General features: G+C 64.7%; 13 protein-coding genes. 10 read left to right on the top strand and 3 right to left on the bottom strand.

The features are described 5' to 3' along the window. The first annotated feature begins 206 nt into the window (after positions 1 to 206). The 3 genes from ACQR03_RS28650 (at position 207) to ACQR03_RS28640 (ending at position 4011) form a co-directional block, all read left to right on the top strand. On the top strand, positions 207 to 2714 hold the full coding sequence (locus ACQR03_RS28650; protein ID WP_434842085.1) for a glycogen/starch/alpha-glucan phosphorylase: 2508 nt from the start codon (positions 207 to 209) through the stop codon (positions 2712 to 2714). Positions 2715 to 2840: 126 nt separating this feature from the next. Continuing rightward, positions 2841 to 3200, top strand: coding sequence for a hypothetical protein (locus ACQR03_RS28645; RefSeq protein ID WP_316167258.1), 360 nt, complete (start codon positions 2841 to 2843; stop codon positions 3198 to 3200). Continuing rightward, positions 3190 to 4011 (top strand): acyl-CoA thioesterase, encoded by an 822-nt coding sequence (locus ACQR03_RS28640; protein ID WP_316167257.1) that lies wholly within the window; start codon positions 3190 to 3192, stop codon positions 4009 to 4011. Before ACQR03_RS28645 ends, ACQR03_RS28640 begins: the two co-directional genes overlap by 11 nt. Before the next feature lie 254 nt (positions 4012 to 4265). On the opposite strand, the gene ACQR03_RS28635 is transcribed toward ACQR03_RS28640, so the two are convergent. Both ACQR03_RS28635 and ACQR03_RS28630 read right to left on the bottom strand, forming a co-directional pair. Next, entirely contained in the window at positions 4266 to 5879 is a 1614-nt protein-coding gene (locus ACQR03_RS28635; protein ID WP_316167255.1) for a phosphoenolpyruvate carboxykinase, read from the bottom strand. 679 nt (positions 5880 to 6558) lie between these two features. Beyond that, entirely contained in the window at positions 6559 to 7284 is a 726-nt protein-coding gene (locus tag ACQR03_RS28630; protein WP_316167253.1) for a HugZ family protein, read from the bottom strand. Positions 7285 to 7502: 218 nt separating this feature from the next. Between ACQR03_RS28630 and ACQR03_RS28625 the strand changes: the two genes are divergently transcribed. The 6 genes from ACQR03_RS28625 (at position 7503) to ACQR03_RS28600 (ending at position 12236) form a co-directional block, all read left to right on the top strand. Further along, the gene (locus ACQR03_RS28625) at positions 7503 to 8204 is read left to right on the top strand and encodes a response regulator transcription factor (protein ID WP_006611449.1); all 702 of its coding nucleotides are present in this window, start codon (positions 7503 to 7505) and stop codon (positions 8202 to 8204) included. Between the two features lie 222 nt (positions 8205 to 8426). Continuing rightward, positions 8427 to 10232 carry a sensor histidine kinase gene (locus tag ACQR03_RS28620; protein WP_315825852.1) on the top strand — a complete coding sequence of 602 codons (1806 nt, stop codon included), beginning with the start codon at positions 8427 to 8429 and terminating at the stop codon, positions 10230 to 10232. Further along, on the top strand, positions 10229 to 10690 hold the full coding sequence (locus ACQR03_RS28615; protein WP_315752232.1) for an HPr kinase/phosphorylase: 462 nt from the start codon (positions 10229 to 10231) through the stop codon (positions 10688 to 10690). The genes ACQR03_RS28620 and ACQR03_RS28615 overlap by 4 nt, the downstream gene beginning before the upstream one ends. A 195-nt stretch (positions 10691 to 10885) precedes the next feature. Next, on the top strand, positions 10886 to 11287 hold the full coding sequence (locus ACQR03_RS28610) for a PTS sugar transporter subunit IIA (RefSeq protein ID WP_006611446.1): 402 nt from the start codon (positions 10886 to 10888) through the stop codon (positions 11285 to 11287). After that, positions 11284 to 11613 carry an HPr family phosphocarrier protein gene (locus ACQR03_RS28605; protein WP_434842084.1) on the top strand — a complete coding sequence of 110 codons (330 nt, stop codon included), beginning with the start codon at positions 11284 to 11286 and terminating at the stop codon, positions 11611 to 11613. The genes ACQR03_RS28610 and ACQR03_RS28605 overlap by 4 nt, the downstream gene beginning before the upstream one ends. Before the next feature lie 89 nt (positions 11614 to 11702). Next, positions 11703 to 12236: a putative immunity protein gene (locus ACQR03_RS28600; protein WP_434842083.1), complete on the top strand. Its 534-nt coding sequence runs from the start codon at positions 11703 to 11705 to the stop codon at positions 12234 to 12236. Between the two features lie 47 nt (positions 12237 to 12283). Here ACQR03_RS28600 and ACQR03_RS28595 read toward each other — a convergent pair whose 3' ends face one another. Further along, the gene (locus ACQR03_RS28595; RefSeq protein ID WP_434842082.1) at positions 12284 to 13888 is read right to left on the bottom strand and encodes a glycosyltransferase family 39 protein; all 1605 of its coding nucleotides are present in this window, start codon (positions 13886 to 13888) and stop codon (positions 12284 to 12286) included. A 116-nt stretch (positions 13889 to 14004) separates the two neighbouring features. Between ACQR03_RS28595 and lepA the strand changes: the two genes are divergently transcribed. Further along, a complete protein-coding gene (lepA, locus tag ACQR03_RS28590; RefSeq protein WP_315715319.1) occupies positions 14005 to 15816 on the top strand; it encodes a translation elongation factor 4 in 1812 nt (603 codons plus the stop codon). The last annotated feature ends 103 nt before the right edge of the window (positions 15817 to 15919 follow it).

Genomic DNA, 15919 nt, shown 5'->3' with positions numbered 1-15919 from the left:
GCTTTCGCCGGGATGACGATGGGGAGAGCCCTCAACTCCACGACGCACCTGCACCATCCTAGCGTGTTCCGCCCCAGGAACTCCGGCCCCGTTTTTGCATCGTTTTCCATCACCTTGCTGTGCGGACCAGCCTTTCCCCGGGTTTCGGACCGCGCGCAACCATCGTATGCTTTTACCGGTTCCTCGTAGCATCACAGGTTTCCAAGGTGACAGATCAGCCGTCCCAGCGCAGCTTCGTAAGCACCGGCCAGCCCGTCGACGAATTGGCGGTCGCGGAGATCAAGAGCGACATCCTGGCCAAGCTTCGCCTCGCCATCGGCAAGGAGGCGAGCCAGGCGACGCAGCAGGACTGGTACCACGCCGCGGCGCTGACCTTGCGCGACCGCATCGTGCATCGCTGGCTGACCGCGGACAAGGAGAGCTACGACGCCGGGCGCAAGCGGGTCTACTATCTCAGCCTCGAATTCCTGATCGGCCGGCTGTTCGCCGACGCGCTCAACAACATGGGCCTGATGAAGGTGTTCGAGACCGCGCTCGGCGATCTCGGCGTCGGCCTGATGGACCTGCGCAAATGCGAGCCCGATGCCGCGCTCGGCAATGGCGGCCTCGGACGGCTCGCGGCGTGCTTCATGGAGAGCATGTCGACCTTGCAGATCCCTGCGATCGGCTACGGCATCCGCTATGATTTCGGCCTGTTCCGCCAGGTCATCGTCGACGGCTGGCAGCACGAATATCCCGACGTCTGGCTGTCGTTCGGCAATCCCTGGGAGTTCCAGCGCCCCGAGGTGGTCTATCACGTTCATTTCGGCGGCGGCGTCGAGCACATCGACGACAAGGGCCGGGCTCGCGCGATCTGGCATCCAGGCGAGACCGTGCAGGCGGTGGCCTATGACACGCCGATCGTCGGCTGGCGCGGCCAGCACGTGAATGCGCTCAGGCTATGGTCGGCGCGCTCGCCCGATCCGCTGAAGCTCGACGTGTTCAACTCCGGCGACTATCTCGGCGCCTCGGCAGAAGAAGCGCGCGCCGAGGCGATCTGCAAATTCCTGTATCCGAACGACGAGAGCCCGGCGGGACGCGAGCTGCGGCTGCGCCAGGAATATTTCTTCGTCTCGGCTTCGCTGCAAGATCTCGTCAAGCGCCATCTCGGCTCCGACGGCCAGTTGCGCAGCCTGGCGCAGAAGGCCGCGGTGCAGCTCAACGACACGCACCCCTCGCTCGCCGTGGCCGAGCTGATGCGGATCCTGGTCGACCTGCACAATTTCCGATGGGACGAGGCGTGGAAGATCACCATCGCGACCTTGTCCTATACCAACCACACGCTGCTGCCCGAAGCGCTCGAGACCTGGCCGGTCGAGCTGTTCGAGCGGCTGCTGCCGCGCCATCTCGAGATCATCTATCGCATCAATGCGCAGCATCTCGCGCTCGCCGAGCAGCGCGCACCGGGTGACATCGACTACCGCGCCTCGGTGTCCCTGATCGACGAGAAGAGCGGCCGCCGCGTGCGCATGGGCCAGCTCGCCTTCGTCGGCTCGCACCGCATCAACGGCGTCTCGGCGATGCATTCCGACCTGATGAAGGAGACCGTGTTCCACGATCTCAATCATCTCTATCCCGGCCGCATCACCAACAAGACCAACGGCATCACTTTCCGCCGCTGGCTGATGCTGGCCAATCCCAAGCTGACGAACCTCTTGCGCGAGGCCTGCGGCGACGCCGTCGTCGACGATCCGACCTTGCTCTCGAGCCTCGAGAGCTACGTCGCCGACGCCGGCTTCCACCAGAAGTTCCGCGCGGTGAAGCACCACAACAAGGTTCTGCTGGCGCGTCTGATCGGCGAGCGCATGAACGTGCGCCTCGATCCGGGCGCGCTGTTCGACGTGCAGATCAAGCGCATTCACGAATACAAGCGCCAGCTCCTGAACATCCTCGAAGCGGTGGCGCTGTATCTGGTCATGAAGGACGACCCGCAACGCGACTGGGTGCCGCGGGTGAAAATCTTCGCCGGCAAGGCGGCGGCGAGCTACCGCTATGCCAAGCTGATCATCAAGCTGATCAACGACGTCGCGGAGGTCGTCAATAACGATCCCGCGATCGGCGGCAAGCTGAAGGTCGTGTTCATGGCCGACTACAATGTCAGCCTGGCGGAAACGATCATTCCCGCAGCCGACCTGTCCGAGCAGATCTCGACCGCCGGCATGGAGGCGTCCGGCACCGGCAACATGAAGCTGGCGCTGAACGGCGCCCTTACCATCGGCACGCTGGACGGCGCCAATATCGAGATCCGCGACAATGTCGGCGCCGACAACATCGCGATCTTCGGCATGGAGGCCGACGAGGTCATGCTCCGCCGCAAGCAGGGACTGGACGCGTCCGACGTGATCCACCGGTCACCGCGGCTGGCGCGCGCGATCGATGCGATCGCGACCGGTGCGTTCTCGCCAGACGAACCCGGCCGATTCGAGCCGATCGCCCATGCGCTGCGCCATCTCGACCACTACATGGTTTCGGCCGATTTCGATTCCTACTACGAGGCCCAGCGCGGCATCGATGCGCGCTGGCAGACCGTGCCGGCCTGGACCCGCGCCTCGATCCTCAACGTCGCGCGCATGGCCTGGTTCTCCTCCGACCGCACCATCCGCGAATATGCCGACGACATCTGGAACGTGCCGGTCGGGCTGGCGATGGCGCCGGTGCAAGCGCAGCGGGCGTGAGCGGTGAGACCTACCCGTCGTCATTGCGAGCGAAGCGAAGCAATCCAGGGCCGAACAAGAACACTGGATTGCTTCGTCGCAAGGGCTCCTCGCAATGACGGCAGAGATCGAGAGTAGTCACTGTAGATGCAAGAGCGCGAATATGTCAGCCCCGACGGCCAGCTGAAGTTTCTGGTCATCTGCCCCGACGGCGATCTGACCATGGGGTTCGATGGCTACCCCTGGCATACCCACGGCAGCATCCTGGCGGACCTGTCCGGATTGAGTGAGGCCGAAGCCACCGAGCGCCTGGTGACCGACCTCATGACGAATATCAGCGTCATCACGGTCCGGCGTATCGGCGGCAACATCACAGACGCCTGGATCTCGGATGATCCATCCGATGATCTTGCAAGCTATCAGCAATACGGCGAACCGACCGAAACGATTGAATTTCGGCGGTGGGACGGCACGCCAGTCGAGGTGCAGACGAACCATGCCTCCTGAAAGCACGAGCCACCTGTTCGACGAGGCCACCGGCGTCACCGCCGGCGACAGCCGCTGGCAGGGAAGGACCAGCCCGGATTACTGGGCGTTCGTCGGCCCGTTTGGCGGCGTCACGGCGGCGACCGTGCTGCGCGCGTTGATCCAGCATCCGCAAATTCAGGGCGATCCGCTGGCGATGACGGTGAACTATTGCGCGCCGATCGCGGAAGGGCCGTTCGATCTCGACGTGCGGCTGGTGAAGGCCAACCGCTCCTCGCAGCATTGGTGCGTCGAGCTGAGCCAGGGCGACTCTGACGCGGCGACGCTCGCCACCGCCGTGTTCGCCGAGCGCCGGCCGTCCTGGTCGCATCAGCCGGCCACAAAGCCCGAGGCGCCGCCGTTCGATCAGGTCAAGCGACATCCCGACACGAACATGTCCTGGACCAAGCAGTACGATTTCCGCTTCATCGAGGGCCGTCCAGCGTTTGGTGCATCGTCGTCGGGGGAGCCGCACAGCAGCTATTCCCGGCTGTGGATCTCCGACCGCAAGCCGCGCAAGCTCGACTGCCTATCGGTGCTGTCGATGTCGGACGCCTTCTTCGGCCGCGTCTTCCACGCCCGCGGCGAGCTGGTGCCGTTCGGCACGGTGTCGCTGACGACCTATTTCCACGTCAGCCGGGACGAGCTCGCGGCCGAGGACATCACGCACGTGCTCGCGACCGCCGACGCCAAGATTTTCAACCGCAGCTATCAGGACCAGCATGGCGAGCTATGGTCGCCGTCCGGCCGGCTGCTCGCGACGACGACGCAGATCGCGTATTTCAAGGCGTGAAAGCCGGGACGCAAGCCAAGAAAACGGCGTCGTCCCGGCCTTGAGCCGGGACCCATAGCCACCGTCGCCAGTTTTGGAAGGCTGGAGCGACCAACACGCCTCAACCACTCCGTCCTGTGGTTATGGGTCCCGGCGTTCGCCGGGACGACAGCTGTGGGTATGGCTTGAGCTCGCGCCTCTCGTGCATTGAACGGGGCGGAGCGGGAAAATGTGGGGTCAGCCGCAATGCGACCGCCCCCTTGACGTTTGCAGCCCTACTCCGCCGCCAGCTTCAGATCCGGCGCGGCGTTACGGACCTCGGCATCGACCTGGGCTTCGAACTTGGCAAAATTCTTCTGGAACATGCCGACCAGCGCGCGCGCAGTCTTGTCGAACTCGGCCTTGTCCTTCCAGGTGTTGACCGGGTCGAGGATCTCGGTCGGCACGCCCGGCAGCGCGGTCGGCACCGCGAAGCCGAAATATTTGTCGGTGCGGAACTCGACGTTGCGCAAGCTGCCGTCGAGCGCCGCCGTCAGCAGCGCGCGCGTCACCTTGATCGGCATGCGCGAGCCCGTGCCATACTTGCCGCCGGTCCAGCCGGTGTTGACCAGCCAGCAGTCGACATTGTGCTCGGCGATCAGCTGCCGCAGCATGTTGCCGTAGACGGACGGATCGAGCGGCAGGAACGGCGAGCCGAAGCAGGTCGAGAATTCCGGCTGCGGCTCGGAGCCCAAGCCGCGCTCGGTGCCCGCGACCTTGGCGGTGTAGCCGGACAGGAAATGGTACATCGCCTGCGCCGGCGAGAGCTTTGCGATCGGCGGCAGCACGCCGAAGGCGTCGGCGGCGAGCATCACGACGTTCTTCGGATGCGGCGCGCGGCCGGTGCGCGAGGCGTTCGGGATGTAGTCGAGCGGATAGGCCGAGCGGGTGTTCTCCGTCTTGGAGCCGTCGTCGAAATCGGGAACGCGCGTATCCTCATCGAGCACGACGTTCTCGAGCACCGCACCAAACCGGGTCGACGCCGCATAGATCTGCGGCTCGGCTTCCTGCGACAGCTTGATGCACTTGGCGTAGCAGCCGCCCTCGAAGTTGAACACGCCGGACGGTCCCCAACCATGCTCGTCGTCGCCGATCAAGGTGCGGTTCGGATCGGCCGACAGCGTCGTCTTGCCGGTGCCGGACAGGCCGAAGAAGACAGCGGTGTCGCCGTTCGAACCGACATTGGCCGAGCAGTGCATCGGCATCACGCCGCGTTCGGGCAGGTAGTAGTTGAGCGTGGTGAACACGCTCTTCTTCATCTCGCCGGCATAATAGGACCCGCCGATCAGGACGATCTTGCGGGCGAAATCGATCGCGACGACGTTCTGCGAGCGCACGCCGTGGCGTTTCGGGTCGGCACGGAAGCTCGGCATGTCGATGATCGTGAGCTCCGGCACGAAGGTGTCGAGCTCGATCTTCTCGGGGCGGATCAGAAGCGTGCGGATGAACAGCGAATGCCAGGCGAGTTCGGTGAAGACGCGCGTCTTGATGCGGAAGCTCGGATCGGCGCCGCCATAGAGATCCTGCGCAAACAGGGTCTTGCCTTCGGCGTGCTTGATGAAGTCCTGATGCAGCGCCTCGAACTGCGCGGGCGTGATCGCCTGGTTGCCCGCCCACCACATCTTTTCGGTGGAGGCGTCGCGCACCGTGAACTTGTCCTTCGGGCTGCGGCCGGTGAACTCGCCAGTATCCGCGCACAGCGCCCCGTCGGCCGACAGCACCGCCTCGCCTGCCGCCAGCGAATACTGATAGAGCTGGGGAGCGCCGAGATTCCAGTGCACCTGCTTGAGGTTCTTTAAGCCGAACTTGTCGGCACCGAAGGCGCCGTTGCGAATACCCGTCTCTTGCACGAAGATCCCTCCTGAGAGCCCGCATCTGTTGCGCGCAGTCGCGCGCGTTGCGCGGTGACCGTTGCCGTTACATCGCCTTATCGAAGCGCGGTCGCCGACCTAATACTGATCAACGCTGGTCTTGCCAAGACGATCCGGCCCAATTGGTTATTGGCAAACCGTGATGTACGTAGCTCATGTTTTGCCGCGCCATGCACATTCCAGCAGCAGCCGCCTGCGCCCCGCGGAGTTGCTGCAACGCAACAGATATATCAGCGCGTTTGGGTTTCACGAGAACGACGAACGACGCTCAAATCGACGAATTCGCGCCGGCAAGCGAAGACCAAAACGAAGACCGAGCATCCGGCCAACGCCCGTCGCAGCGCATCGCTGCAACCGATCAAGGGACGCCGCCCGAGCCGACGGAATGCGTCGGTGATCAGCCGTGTCGTCGCCCACCCGATCAGCCAGCTTCCATTCACGATTGCCTCGCGCTTGCGGGATCACTTAATCCGATTCTCCCGGCCGCGACGTCAATGAGCTCACTCGCGCCCACGCCATGGGTTTGCGCGGCGCTCACCTTCTGCTGGACGGGGAGCGTGCACATCGAGCTTCACCGCAACTGCGTTCATGCGTGAACTTTGTCGTCTTTCGTCACGAGAGGATGAACACAGCCATCAAAGCGGGCTCGAACTACACCTCACTTCGCGCGTGCCTCGTCAGCAAGCCGCACAAGCATCTTGCGCAACGCCCCGGGCGTGGTTACGCGCTCGGGAAACCCGAGCCGTAGCGTCTTGCCGTCGGCCATCAGATCCAATCCTTCCGGGTCACAGCCGCTACACCGCCACTCCGCGGCTTCGGCGCCGAGCAGCTTCGTCGCGTAGAGGGCGAGCGCCTCGCGGTGATCTTCGTTCATGTGATCGACAGCGCCCTGCTCTGCCAGAATCAGTTCATCAGCATCGGAGATATCCGTGTGAAACTGCTCGGGCTTGAGATCGACGATGCGGCCGAATCCGGCGACGAGATGCGCGCCTGACGGACGAATCACGAAGAACGAGAAGTCGGCGAAATCCGCATAGTCCGCAGCGGACGGATGCGCATTAAGATACCGACGGCGCATCATCTCGCGATTGTCGTCGGTGGCCTGCTCGGCCTTGCCCGACAGCATGATGCGAGTTCCCTCCAGCGGATCGCCCGGCGCCCGTTCATCGAGCATCAGCGATACGCGCGAATCGGCAAGTACATTCCTGGTGTGTACAGCTAATCGCGAGATCAGGATGATCGGAGCACCATCGGACGCGGTGGCGACGTTGACGAGGGAGCAGTAGGGATCGCCCGTACCAACCATCAAGGTCGCAAGTGCGCCCTGCCGGCTTCGGCGCAGCAGGGATTGCGTCACGCGGTTAGGGTTAAAGCTCGCAGACATCGTCTTTTCCCTCGTCCATCCAGTTGCAATGAAGGCCTTTTTTCGGCTAAACGGGCCACAAACCTGGGCGCGGCACAAGACTTTGCCATGGTATTTGTGGAACTCGGTCACACTTCAGCCCAGCTTGCATTGCTCGTTGACCATGTTCGAAGCCCAAATATGCGGCCCTTATCTTGATTCTCGAAGTCTCGGCGTAACCAGACTCTGAAAGCAGGCTCATGCCCACAATCGCCTTGGTCGATGACGACCGCAACATTCTGACATCCGTCTCCATCGCGCTCGAGGCCGAGGGTTATCGGATCATGACCTATACCGATGGTGCGTCGGCGCTCGACGGTTTTCGGACCAGCCAGCCTGACCTCGCCATCCTCGACATCAAGATGCCGCGCATGGACGGCATGGAGACGTTGCGGCGGCTTCGCCAGAAGTCCGACCTGCCGGTGATCTTCCTCACCTCCAAGGACGAGGAGATCGACGAGCTGTTCGGCCTGAAGATGGGCGCGGACGACTTCATCCGCAAACCGTTCTCGCAGCGCCTGCTGGTGGAGCGCGTCAAGGCCGTGCTGCGCCGCTCGCAGCCGAAGGATCCGACGGCTCTGCCGAAGGAGAACGACGCCAAGGCGCTCGATCGCGGCCTGCTGCGCATGGATCCGGAGCGTCACACCTGCACCTGGAAGAACGAGCCGGTCACGCTGACCGTCACCGAGTTCCTGATCCTGCAGGCGCTGGCGCAACGTCCGGGCGTGGTCAAGAGCCGCAATGCGCTGATGGACGCGGCCTATGACGACCAAGTCTATGTCGACGACCGCACCATCGACAGCCACATCAAGCGGCTGCGCAAGAAGTTCAAGATGGTCGACGAGGAGTTCGAGATGATCGAGACCCTCTACGGCGTCGGATATCGCTTCAAGGAAACCTGAAGCCCTGCGGCAAGGGACCTGAAGCATTGCCTTGCGCGACGTCATGCGAAATTGCGCGCTGACGTCGCGGTCTCGATTGGATAGGCTACGCCTCCTGCGCGTTTGTCCGAGCGCAGATGCCGGAACGGGGCCATTGTTGCGGCGAATTCGGGTGCGGCAAGTCGAGTTCTCGCGGGAATTCGCCGCACAACCCCTACGAAATTCGGAATCGGAGCACTCACATTGCTCGATCGCACGCAGCTTGACCCAGCCGTGAATGCCCACGACGCCGCCGCCGCGATCGCGTCCGAGGCGGCGGAGGAGACCCCGCAGGTCTCCGGCTGGCAGCGTCCGCTGAGCTGGCTGCGCCGCGCCGGACAGTTCCTGTTCGCGCTGTCGTTCTCGAGCCTCACCCGCCGCATCGTCTCGCTGAACATCGCCGGCCTGCTCGCACTGGTTGCAAGCATCCTGTACCTGTCGCAGTTCCGCGCCGGCCTGATCGACGCGCGCGCGCAGAGCCTCCTGGTGCAGGCCGAGATCATCGCCGGCGCCATCGCCGCCTCGGCCACGGTGCAGACCAACACCATCACCATCGATCCCGAGCGCCTGCTCGATCTCAAGCCCGGCGAGAGCTACGGCGCGCCGGACGAATATTCGCCGCTCGACTTCCCGATCAATCCGGAACGCGTCGCGCCGGTGCTGCGCACGCTGATCTCGCCGACCAAGACGCGCGCGCGCATCTATGATCCGAATGGCGGGCTCCTGCTCGACAGCCGCAACCTGGAGAACGTGCTGCGCTTCGACCTGCCGCCGCCGTCGAGCGAGAAGCCCGGCTTCGTCGAGCGTGCGCTGATCTCGGTCCGCACCTGGCTCAATCGCGGCGACCTGCCGCTGTACCGCGAATATGGCCCCGAGAACGGCAACGGCTACGAGGAAGTCGCGGACGCGCTGAAGGGCCAGAAGCGCAGCATGGTGAGGGTCAATTCGCGCGGCGAAGTGATCGTTTCGGTCGCGGTGTCGGTGCAGCGCTCGCGCACCATCCACGGCGCCCTGATGCTGTCGACACAGGGCGACGACATCGACCAGATGGTCACCGCCGAGCGTCTTGCCATTCTGAAGGTCGGCGGCGTCGCCTCCGCCGTCATGATCGTGCTGTCGCTGCTGCTCGCCAGCACCATCGCCGGTCCGGTGCGCCGGCTCGCCGACAGTGCCGAGCGGGTCCGCCGCCGCATCAAGACCCGCGTCGAGATCCCCGACTTCACCCGCCGCCGCGACGAGATCGGCCATCTCTCCGGGGCGCTGCGCGACATGACGGACGCGCTCTACAACCGCATCGAGGCGATCGAGATGTTCGCCGCCGATGTTGCCCACGAGCTCAAGAACCCGCTGACCTCGCTGCGCTCGGCGGTCGAGACGCTGCCGCTGGCGCGCAACGACAACAGCCGCGCCCGCCTGCTCGCCGTGATCGAGCACGACGTGAAGCGGCTCGACCGGCTGATCTCCGACATTTCCGACGCCAGCCGGCTCGATGCCGAGCTGCAGCGCCAGGACATGACCCTGGTCGATCTGCGCCGGCTGCTGAACACGCTGACCTCGGTCGCCAACGAGACCAAGCTCGGAACCGACGTCACCGTCGAGGTCCGCTTCGAGGGCCGCGGCGCCAACGACACCTTCTCGGTGCCCGGTCATGATTCGCGGCTCGGCCAGGTGATCTCCAACCTTCTCTCGAACGCGCAATCGTTCTCCGCGGCCGGCGGCAAGGTGCGCATCACCTGCCGGCGCGTGCGCTCGGAGATCGAGATCACCGTCGATGATGACGGTCCCGGCATTCGCGAGGACGCCCTGCAGCGCATCTTCGAGCGGTTCTATACCGACCGGCCGCACCAGGGCTTTGGCCAGAATTCCGGGCTCGGCCTGTCGATCTCCAAGCAGATCATCGACGCCCATGGCGGGCGGATCTGGGCCGAGAACCGGCCCGGCCCTGTTGACGCCGACGGACATCCGACCTCGGCCGGGGCTCGCTTCGTCGTCCGGCTGCCGGCGTCGTGACGAACGAAACGGCGAGCATCCATGCGTCTGCCGTCCAGGTGGGGGAGCAGGCCGTCCTGATCCGGGGCCCCTCCGGTTCCGGTAAATCCCGACTCGCCTTCGATCTGATCCTCGCCGGACGCGCGGGACAGCTGCCGCCAACGGTTCTGGTGGGCGACGACCGTGTTCATCTCGCCACACGCGGCGGGGAAATGTGGGTGAGCCCCGCGCCCGCTCTGGCCGGGCTGATCGAGATCCGCGGCCTTGGAATCCGCGCCTGCGACCATGTGTCGGAGGCGAAACTTGGGCTTGTGGTTGACCTGATGGCCGAGGACGCTGCCCGCCTGCCGAACGCCGAATCGCTTCGGATTCATCTCAACGGTATCGAATTGCCACGGATACCTGTCGGCCCGGGCTTCTCACCCCTCCCGCTGGTTGCAGCGGAACTAATTACCACTCAAGCTTTCATGTTCCGGTAATCTTTCGGCCGATTGTGTGGGGCAAATTGGTAACCATATCAGCCCCACTATCGCGACCGAGTAGACCGCCGCCCCCTCCCATTCTGTATGCCAGAATCCGGGAGACTCGCGAATATGCCCTCTTGCGCGAGGGCTCCGGATGGTCAAAGTGGCGCGTTCGTGCGGTGCACCCAAGGCGCCCGCGAGGAGTATCCGATGATTGGCCTGGTACTGGTGACCCATGGGCGCCTCGCCGACGAGTTCAGGGCGGCGCTGGAACACGTCATGGGTCCTCAAAAACAAATCGAAGCGGTCACGATTGGCGCCGACGATGATTCCGATCTCTGTCGCAGCGACATCATCGAAGCCGTGAACCGCGTCGACACCGGCGACGGTGTCGCCATTCTCACCGACATGTTCGGCGGCACGCCGTCGAACCTCGCCATCTCCTGCATGAGCCGGCCCAAGGTCGAGGTGCTCGCGGGCATCAACCTGCCCATGCTGGTGAAGCTCGCCAAGGTGCGCGAGGAGCGCTCGCTGCCCGACGCCATCGCGATGGCGCAGGAGGCGGGACGCAAATACGTCACCATCGCCAGCCGGGTGCTCGCCGGCAAATGAGCGACGAGGATGCTCAGCAGGACAACATCGCCGGCCCGGCTGTCCCTGCCGGAGCCATCTCGCGAGAGCTGCTGATCACCAACAAGCGCGGCCTGCATGCGCGGGCCTCGGCGAAATTCGTGCAGATGGTCGAGAAGTTCCAGGCCGAGGTCTGGGTGACGCGCGGCGGCGAGACCGTCGGCGGCCGCTCGATCATGGGCCTGATGATGCTGGCGGCGGCGCCGGGAACCAAGATCCTCGTCTCCGCCACCGGGCCCGAGGCGGAGGCCGCGCTGCAGGCGATCACCGACCTGGTGAACGACAAGTTCCACGAAGAAGGCGTGTGAGGGCCTCCCGTAACTCGCTTTGCCATGCCGCAATGGGGCATTCTACCCGATTTGCGCCTATGCTCGCATAGCGACACGGTGAGGATGGCATGTCCAATAGCGCTATTCGGCTGAGCGAGGCAGAACTGCGAGCCGTGGCTGAATACGCCGCCGTCGCTGCACTTCCCGCGCTGGCGATCTTCGAATGCGACCGACCGGATGATCTTCGTGCACGAGCCGCAATACAGGCCGCCCGAAGCTTTGCGAGCGGTGGGAATCGGAGCAAATCCCTACGGGATAGCGCGTGGGCGGCGCAGCGGGCGGCAATCGAGGCCCGCGATGAGGGGTTGCGCGCGGCCTATGAGGCCGCTCGCGCTGCCCTCGCCGCGGCGGGCGCGGGCTTCCTTCATCCCCTCCCGAACCCTTCCCAGGTCAAGCACATCCTCGGAGCTGCCGGCCACGCGGCGCGAGCTTTCGAAATCTCAGCCGGAGACGTTCCCGCCGTCGGCGCTGACTACCTCGCGCGATCACGGCTCCTTGCTTCTCAAGAGGTCGTGGACGTCCTCAGACGTTATCCTTGTCCACCGCCCGGCGGAGGCCGGGTCGGAGAGCTGATCCGCCAGCTCGATACCCTGCTCCGGTGATCGGGAGGCCTCGCGCGCAGGAGCGCTTGGCCGGGACGGCAGCGGAGCTATCCCCCCGGTGCCTGAATATACACCTTCCAAACGATTGCAGGGCCCGCCTGGCCGTGGAAGAAGCGCTGCGTGGTCATGACCAGCGGCTCGGCTTTCGGGGCCTCCTTGGCCATCCAGGCCTCGCAGGCCGCGATCCGGTTGTCGGTGGTGTCGCAGATGCCGATGAACCCCTCGCGCTTGAGGTCCTCCAGCGCGCTCAGGCCGGAACTCCAGGTCTCCTCCGCCGTGGTGGGCACCGTGAACGGCCTTGGGTGGTCCGGGCTATAGAAGGTCATCGGCGTGTTCATCTCGGCAAAGCCGGCCACCAGCGGCCAGGGCGAGCCGAATCGGGCATGCCAGGCCTTGGTCAGCTCCCGCGCCAGCTCCGAACGGGCGCCATAGCCGGTGGCGCCGTTCGGATTGGCCGCCATCTCGCGCCGGGCAATCCAGGGCGAGGCGATCAGCGTGAGCAGCGACAGGACGAGCCAGACGGCGGCGAGCCGCGGCAGCATGACCGATCGCAGCCGCAGCGCGGGAATTGCGACCAGCGCCAGCGGCACCAGGAAGAACAGCGAGATGCCCCAATCGGTCTTCATGTAGATCGTGAAGGCGAGGCCGCCGAGCGGCGGCCCGACGGCAACGATCGCCTGCACCAGCCAGACATTGATCGCCTGGCTTACATTCACGCCGGGATTGGGACCGCCGCGCCAGTTGCGGAAGGCGAATCGCGGCGGCCAGGCCATCACCAGCGCCGCCAGCGCCACCGGCAAAGCCAGCAGCGCCAGATTGTGGCCGACATAGCCGAGCACGAGCTCGGCGGCGCGGCCGCGGTCCGACAGCGTATAGACATCCCCGGCATAGGTGATGGCGACGAAATCGACCCGCCACAGCCACACCAGATGCGGGATCATCGCCACCAGCATGGTGACGATCGCGACCCACGGCGCGGGCGACGCCAGGAAGCGCAACCGTTCCGGGTGCAGCAGCGCCGCAAGGCCGATGGCGCCGATCATGGTCAGCACCCAGTATTTGGTCATCAGCGCCGCCGCGCCGGCGAGGCCGAGCCACAGGCCGGAGGCGGCGCTGCGCTTTTCGAACGCGTTGAAATAGGCCAGCACCAGCAGCGGCAGGGTCAGCAGCTGGACCAGGTCGGCGTTGTACTTGAAGCCCTTGAAATTGAAGATCGGGTACAGCGCGACCATCACCACGACGAAGAAGGCGCGGCGGCGGTCGACCACCTTGAGGCTCGCGAGCCAGACGATGACGAGACCGCTGCCGTTCACGGCCATCGCCAGCGCATAGCTCGCCCAGTCCTTGACCGGAAACACCGCGAACCACAGCCCGGCGATCCAGCCCGACAGCGGCGGATGCTTGCCGTAGCCGAGCAGGAAGCGGCTGCCCCAGGCATAGGCCTCGGCGACGTCCATATGGACGTCCTGCGCCGCCTTCAGATTGGTCAGGATCGCCGTCCACAGCACGGCATGGACGACCGCGAAGGTGACGACGACCCAGAGCGACGTTGCCGGCGCCGTGGCGCGCGCCACCAGCCAGGCGGAGATTCGCCGCGGTCCGAGACGGCCGCGCATGCGCGCCGCGAGAGGCGGAAGAGAGGTACTCGACATCCGCCCTCGGTAGCCTGTTTTGGCGGCGCGGGGAATCAGCTTGCCGTGAAGAAAGCCCCTGGAAATTCAGCAATATGGTTGCTGGTGAGGGGCTTGGGGTGCTATCTGCGCGACCCATGACGACCGCCCCCATTCCCAACATCCGCAACTTCTCCATCGTCGCCCATATCGACCATGGAAAGTCCACTTTGGCCGACCGCCTGATCCAGATGACGGGCGGGCTGTCGGACCGCGAGATGGCGGGCAAGGAGCAGGTGCTCGATTCGATGGACATCGAGCGCGAGCGCGGCATCACCATCAAGGCGCAGACCGTGCGCCTGCGTTACCATGCCAAGGACGGCAAGGATTACATCTTCAACCTGATGGACACGCCCGGCCACGTCGACTTCGCCTACGAAGTCTCCCGGTCGCTGGCGGCCTGCGAGGGCTCGCTGCTGGTGGTCGACGCCAGCCAGGGCGTCGAGGCGCAGACGCTCGCCAACGTCTATCAGGCGCTCGACAACAATCACGAGATCGTCCCGGTCCTCAACAAGATCGACCTGCCGGCGGCCGAGCCCGAGAAGATCAAGCAGCAGATCGAGGACGTGATCGGTATCGACGCCTCCGACGCGGTGATGATCTCCGCCAAGACCGGCCTTGGCATTCCCGACGTGCTGGAGGCGATCGTCACCCGCCTGCCGCCGCCCAAGGGCGACCGCGAGGCGACCCTGAAGGCGCTGCTGGTCGACAGCTGGTACGACGTCTATCTCGGCGTCGTCGTGCTGGTGCGCATCGTCGACGGCGTGATGAAGAAGGGCCAGCGCGTCCGGATGATGGGCACCGGGGCCGCCTATGACGTCGAGCGCGTCGGCTTCTTCACGCCGAAGATGACGCAGGTCGACGAGCTCGGGCCCGGCGAGATCGGCTTCATCACCGCCGCGATCAAGGAGGTGGCCGACACCCGCGTCGGCGACACCATCACCGACGACCGCAAGCCGGTCTCGGAGATGCTGCCGGGCTTCAAGCCGGCCATCCCGGTCGTGTTCTGCGGCCTGTTCCCGGTCGATGCCGATGATTTCGAAACATTGCGCGCCGCAATGGGCAAGCTCCGGCTCAACGACGCCAGCTTCTCGTTCGAGATGGAAACCTCGGCCGCGCTCGGCTTCGGCTTCCGCTGCGGCTTCCTCGGCCTCTTGCATCTGGAGATCATCCAGGAGCGTCTCTCCCGCGAGTTCGATCTCAACCTCATCGCGACCGCGCCGAGCGTCATCTACAAGATGAAGCTGACCGACGGCGAGGAGATCGAGATCCACAACCCGGTCGACATGCCCGACGTGGTCAAGATCGCCGAGATCCAGGAGCCCTGGATCGAGGCGACGATCCTGACGCCGGACGAATATCTCGGCAGCGTGCTCAAGCTCTGCCAGGACCGCCGCGGCAATCAGAAGGAGCTGACTTACGTCGGCAGCCGCGCGATGGTCAAATACGACCTGCCGCTCAACGAGGTGGTGTTCGACTTCTACGACCGGCTGAAATCGGTCTCCAAGGGCTACGCCTCGTTCGACTATCATTTGACCGACTACAAGCCGGCCGATCTCGTCAAGATGCAGATCCTCGTCAACAACGAGCCGGTCGATGCGCTGTCGATGCTGGTGCACCGGACCCGCGCCGAAGGCCGGGGACGCGCCATGGTCGAGAAGATGAAGGACCTGATTCCGCCGCACATGTTCCAGATCCCGATCCAGGCGGCGATCGGCGGCAAGGTGATCGCGCGCGAGACCGTGCGCGCGCTGCGCAAGGACGTCACCGCGAAGTGCTACGGCGGCGACATCACCCGCAAGCGCAAGCTTCTGGAGAAGCAGAAGGAAGGCAAGAAGAAGATGCGGCAGTTCGGCAAGGTCGACATCCCGCAGGAAGCCTTCATCGCCGCCCTCAAGGTGGATAGCTGAGGCGCGGGCCCGCCCCCTTCTCTGGTTTCATCAGCACGATAGGCTGAAGAAAATCCGGATTCCAAAGCGGAACCAGCGCTCCCGTGCAACTACGGTATCTGTT

The organism is Bradyrhizobium sp. HKCCYLS3070, from assembly GCF_051167575.1.
Taxonomy (GTDB): domain Bacteria; phylum Pseudomonadota; class Alphaproteobacteria; order Rhizobiales; family Xanthobacteraceae; genus Bradyrhizobium.
The sequence above is the reverse complement of the archived record's forward strand: the minus strand, read 5'-3'. Positions and strand labels throughout refer to the sequence as shown.

Excerpts from the sequence above, each read along its gene's own strand:
- ACQR03_RS28645 (WP_316167258.1), top strand. The coding sequence starts at position 2,841 with ATGCAAGAGCGCGAATATGTCAGCCCCGACGGCCAGCTGAAGTTTCTG.
- ACQR03_RS28640 (WP_316167257.1), top strand. The coding sequence starts at position 3,190 with ATGCCTCCTGAAAGCACGAGCCACCTGTTCGACGAGGCCACCGGCGTC.
- ACQR03_RS28630 (WP_316167253.1), bottom strand. The coding sequence starts at position 7,284 with ATGTCTGCGAGCTTTAACCCTAACCGCGTGACGCAATCCCTGCTGCGC.
- ACQR03_RS28625 (WP_006611449.1), top strand. The coding sequence starts at position 7,503 with ATGCCCACAATCGCCTTGGTCGATGACGACCGCAACATTCTGACATCC.
- ACQR03_RS28610 (WP_006611446.1), top strand. The coding sequence starts at position 10,886 with ATGATTGGCCTGGTACTGGTGACCCATGGGCGCCTCGCCGACGAGTTC.
- ACQR03_RS28605 (WP_434842084.1), top strand. The coding sequence starts at position 11,284 with ATGAGCGACGAGGATGCTCAGCAGGACAACATCGCCGGCCCGGCTGTC.
- ACQR03_RS28600 (WP_434842083.1), top strand. The coding sequence starts at position 11,703 with ATGTCCAATAGCGCTATTCGGCTGAGCGAGGCAGAACTGCGAGCCGTG.
- ACQR03_RS28595 (WP_434842082.1), bottom strand. The coding sequence starts at position 13,888 with ATGTCGAGTACCTCTCTTCCGCCTCTCGCGGCGCGCATGCGCGGCCGT.
- lepA (WP_315715319.1), top strand. The coding sequence starts at position 14,005 with ATGACGACCGCCCCCATTCCCAACATCCGCAACTTCTCCATCGTCGCC.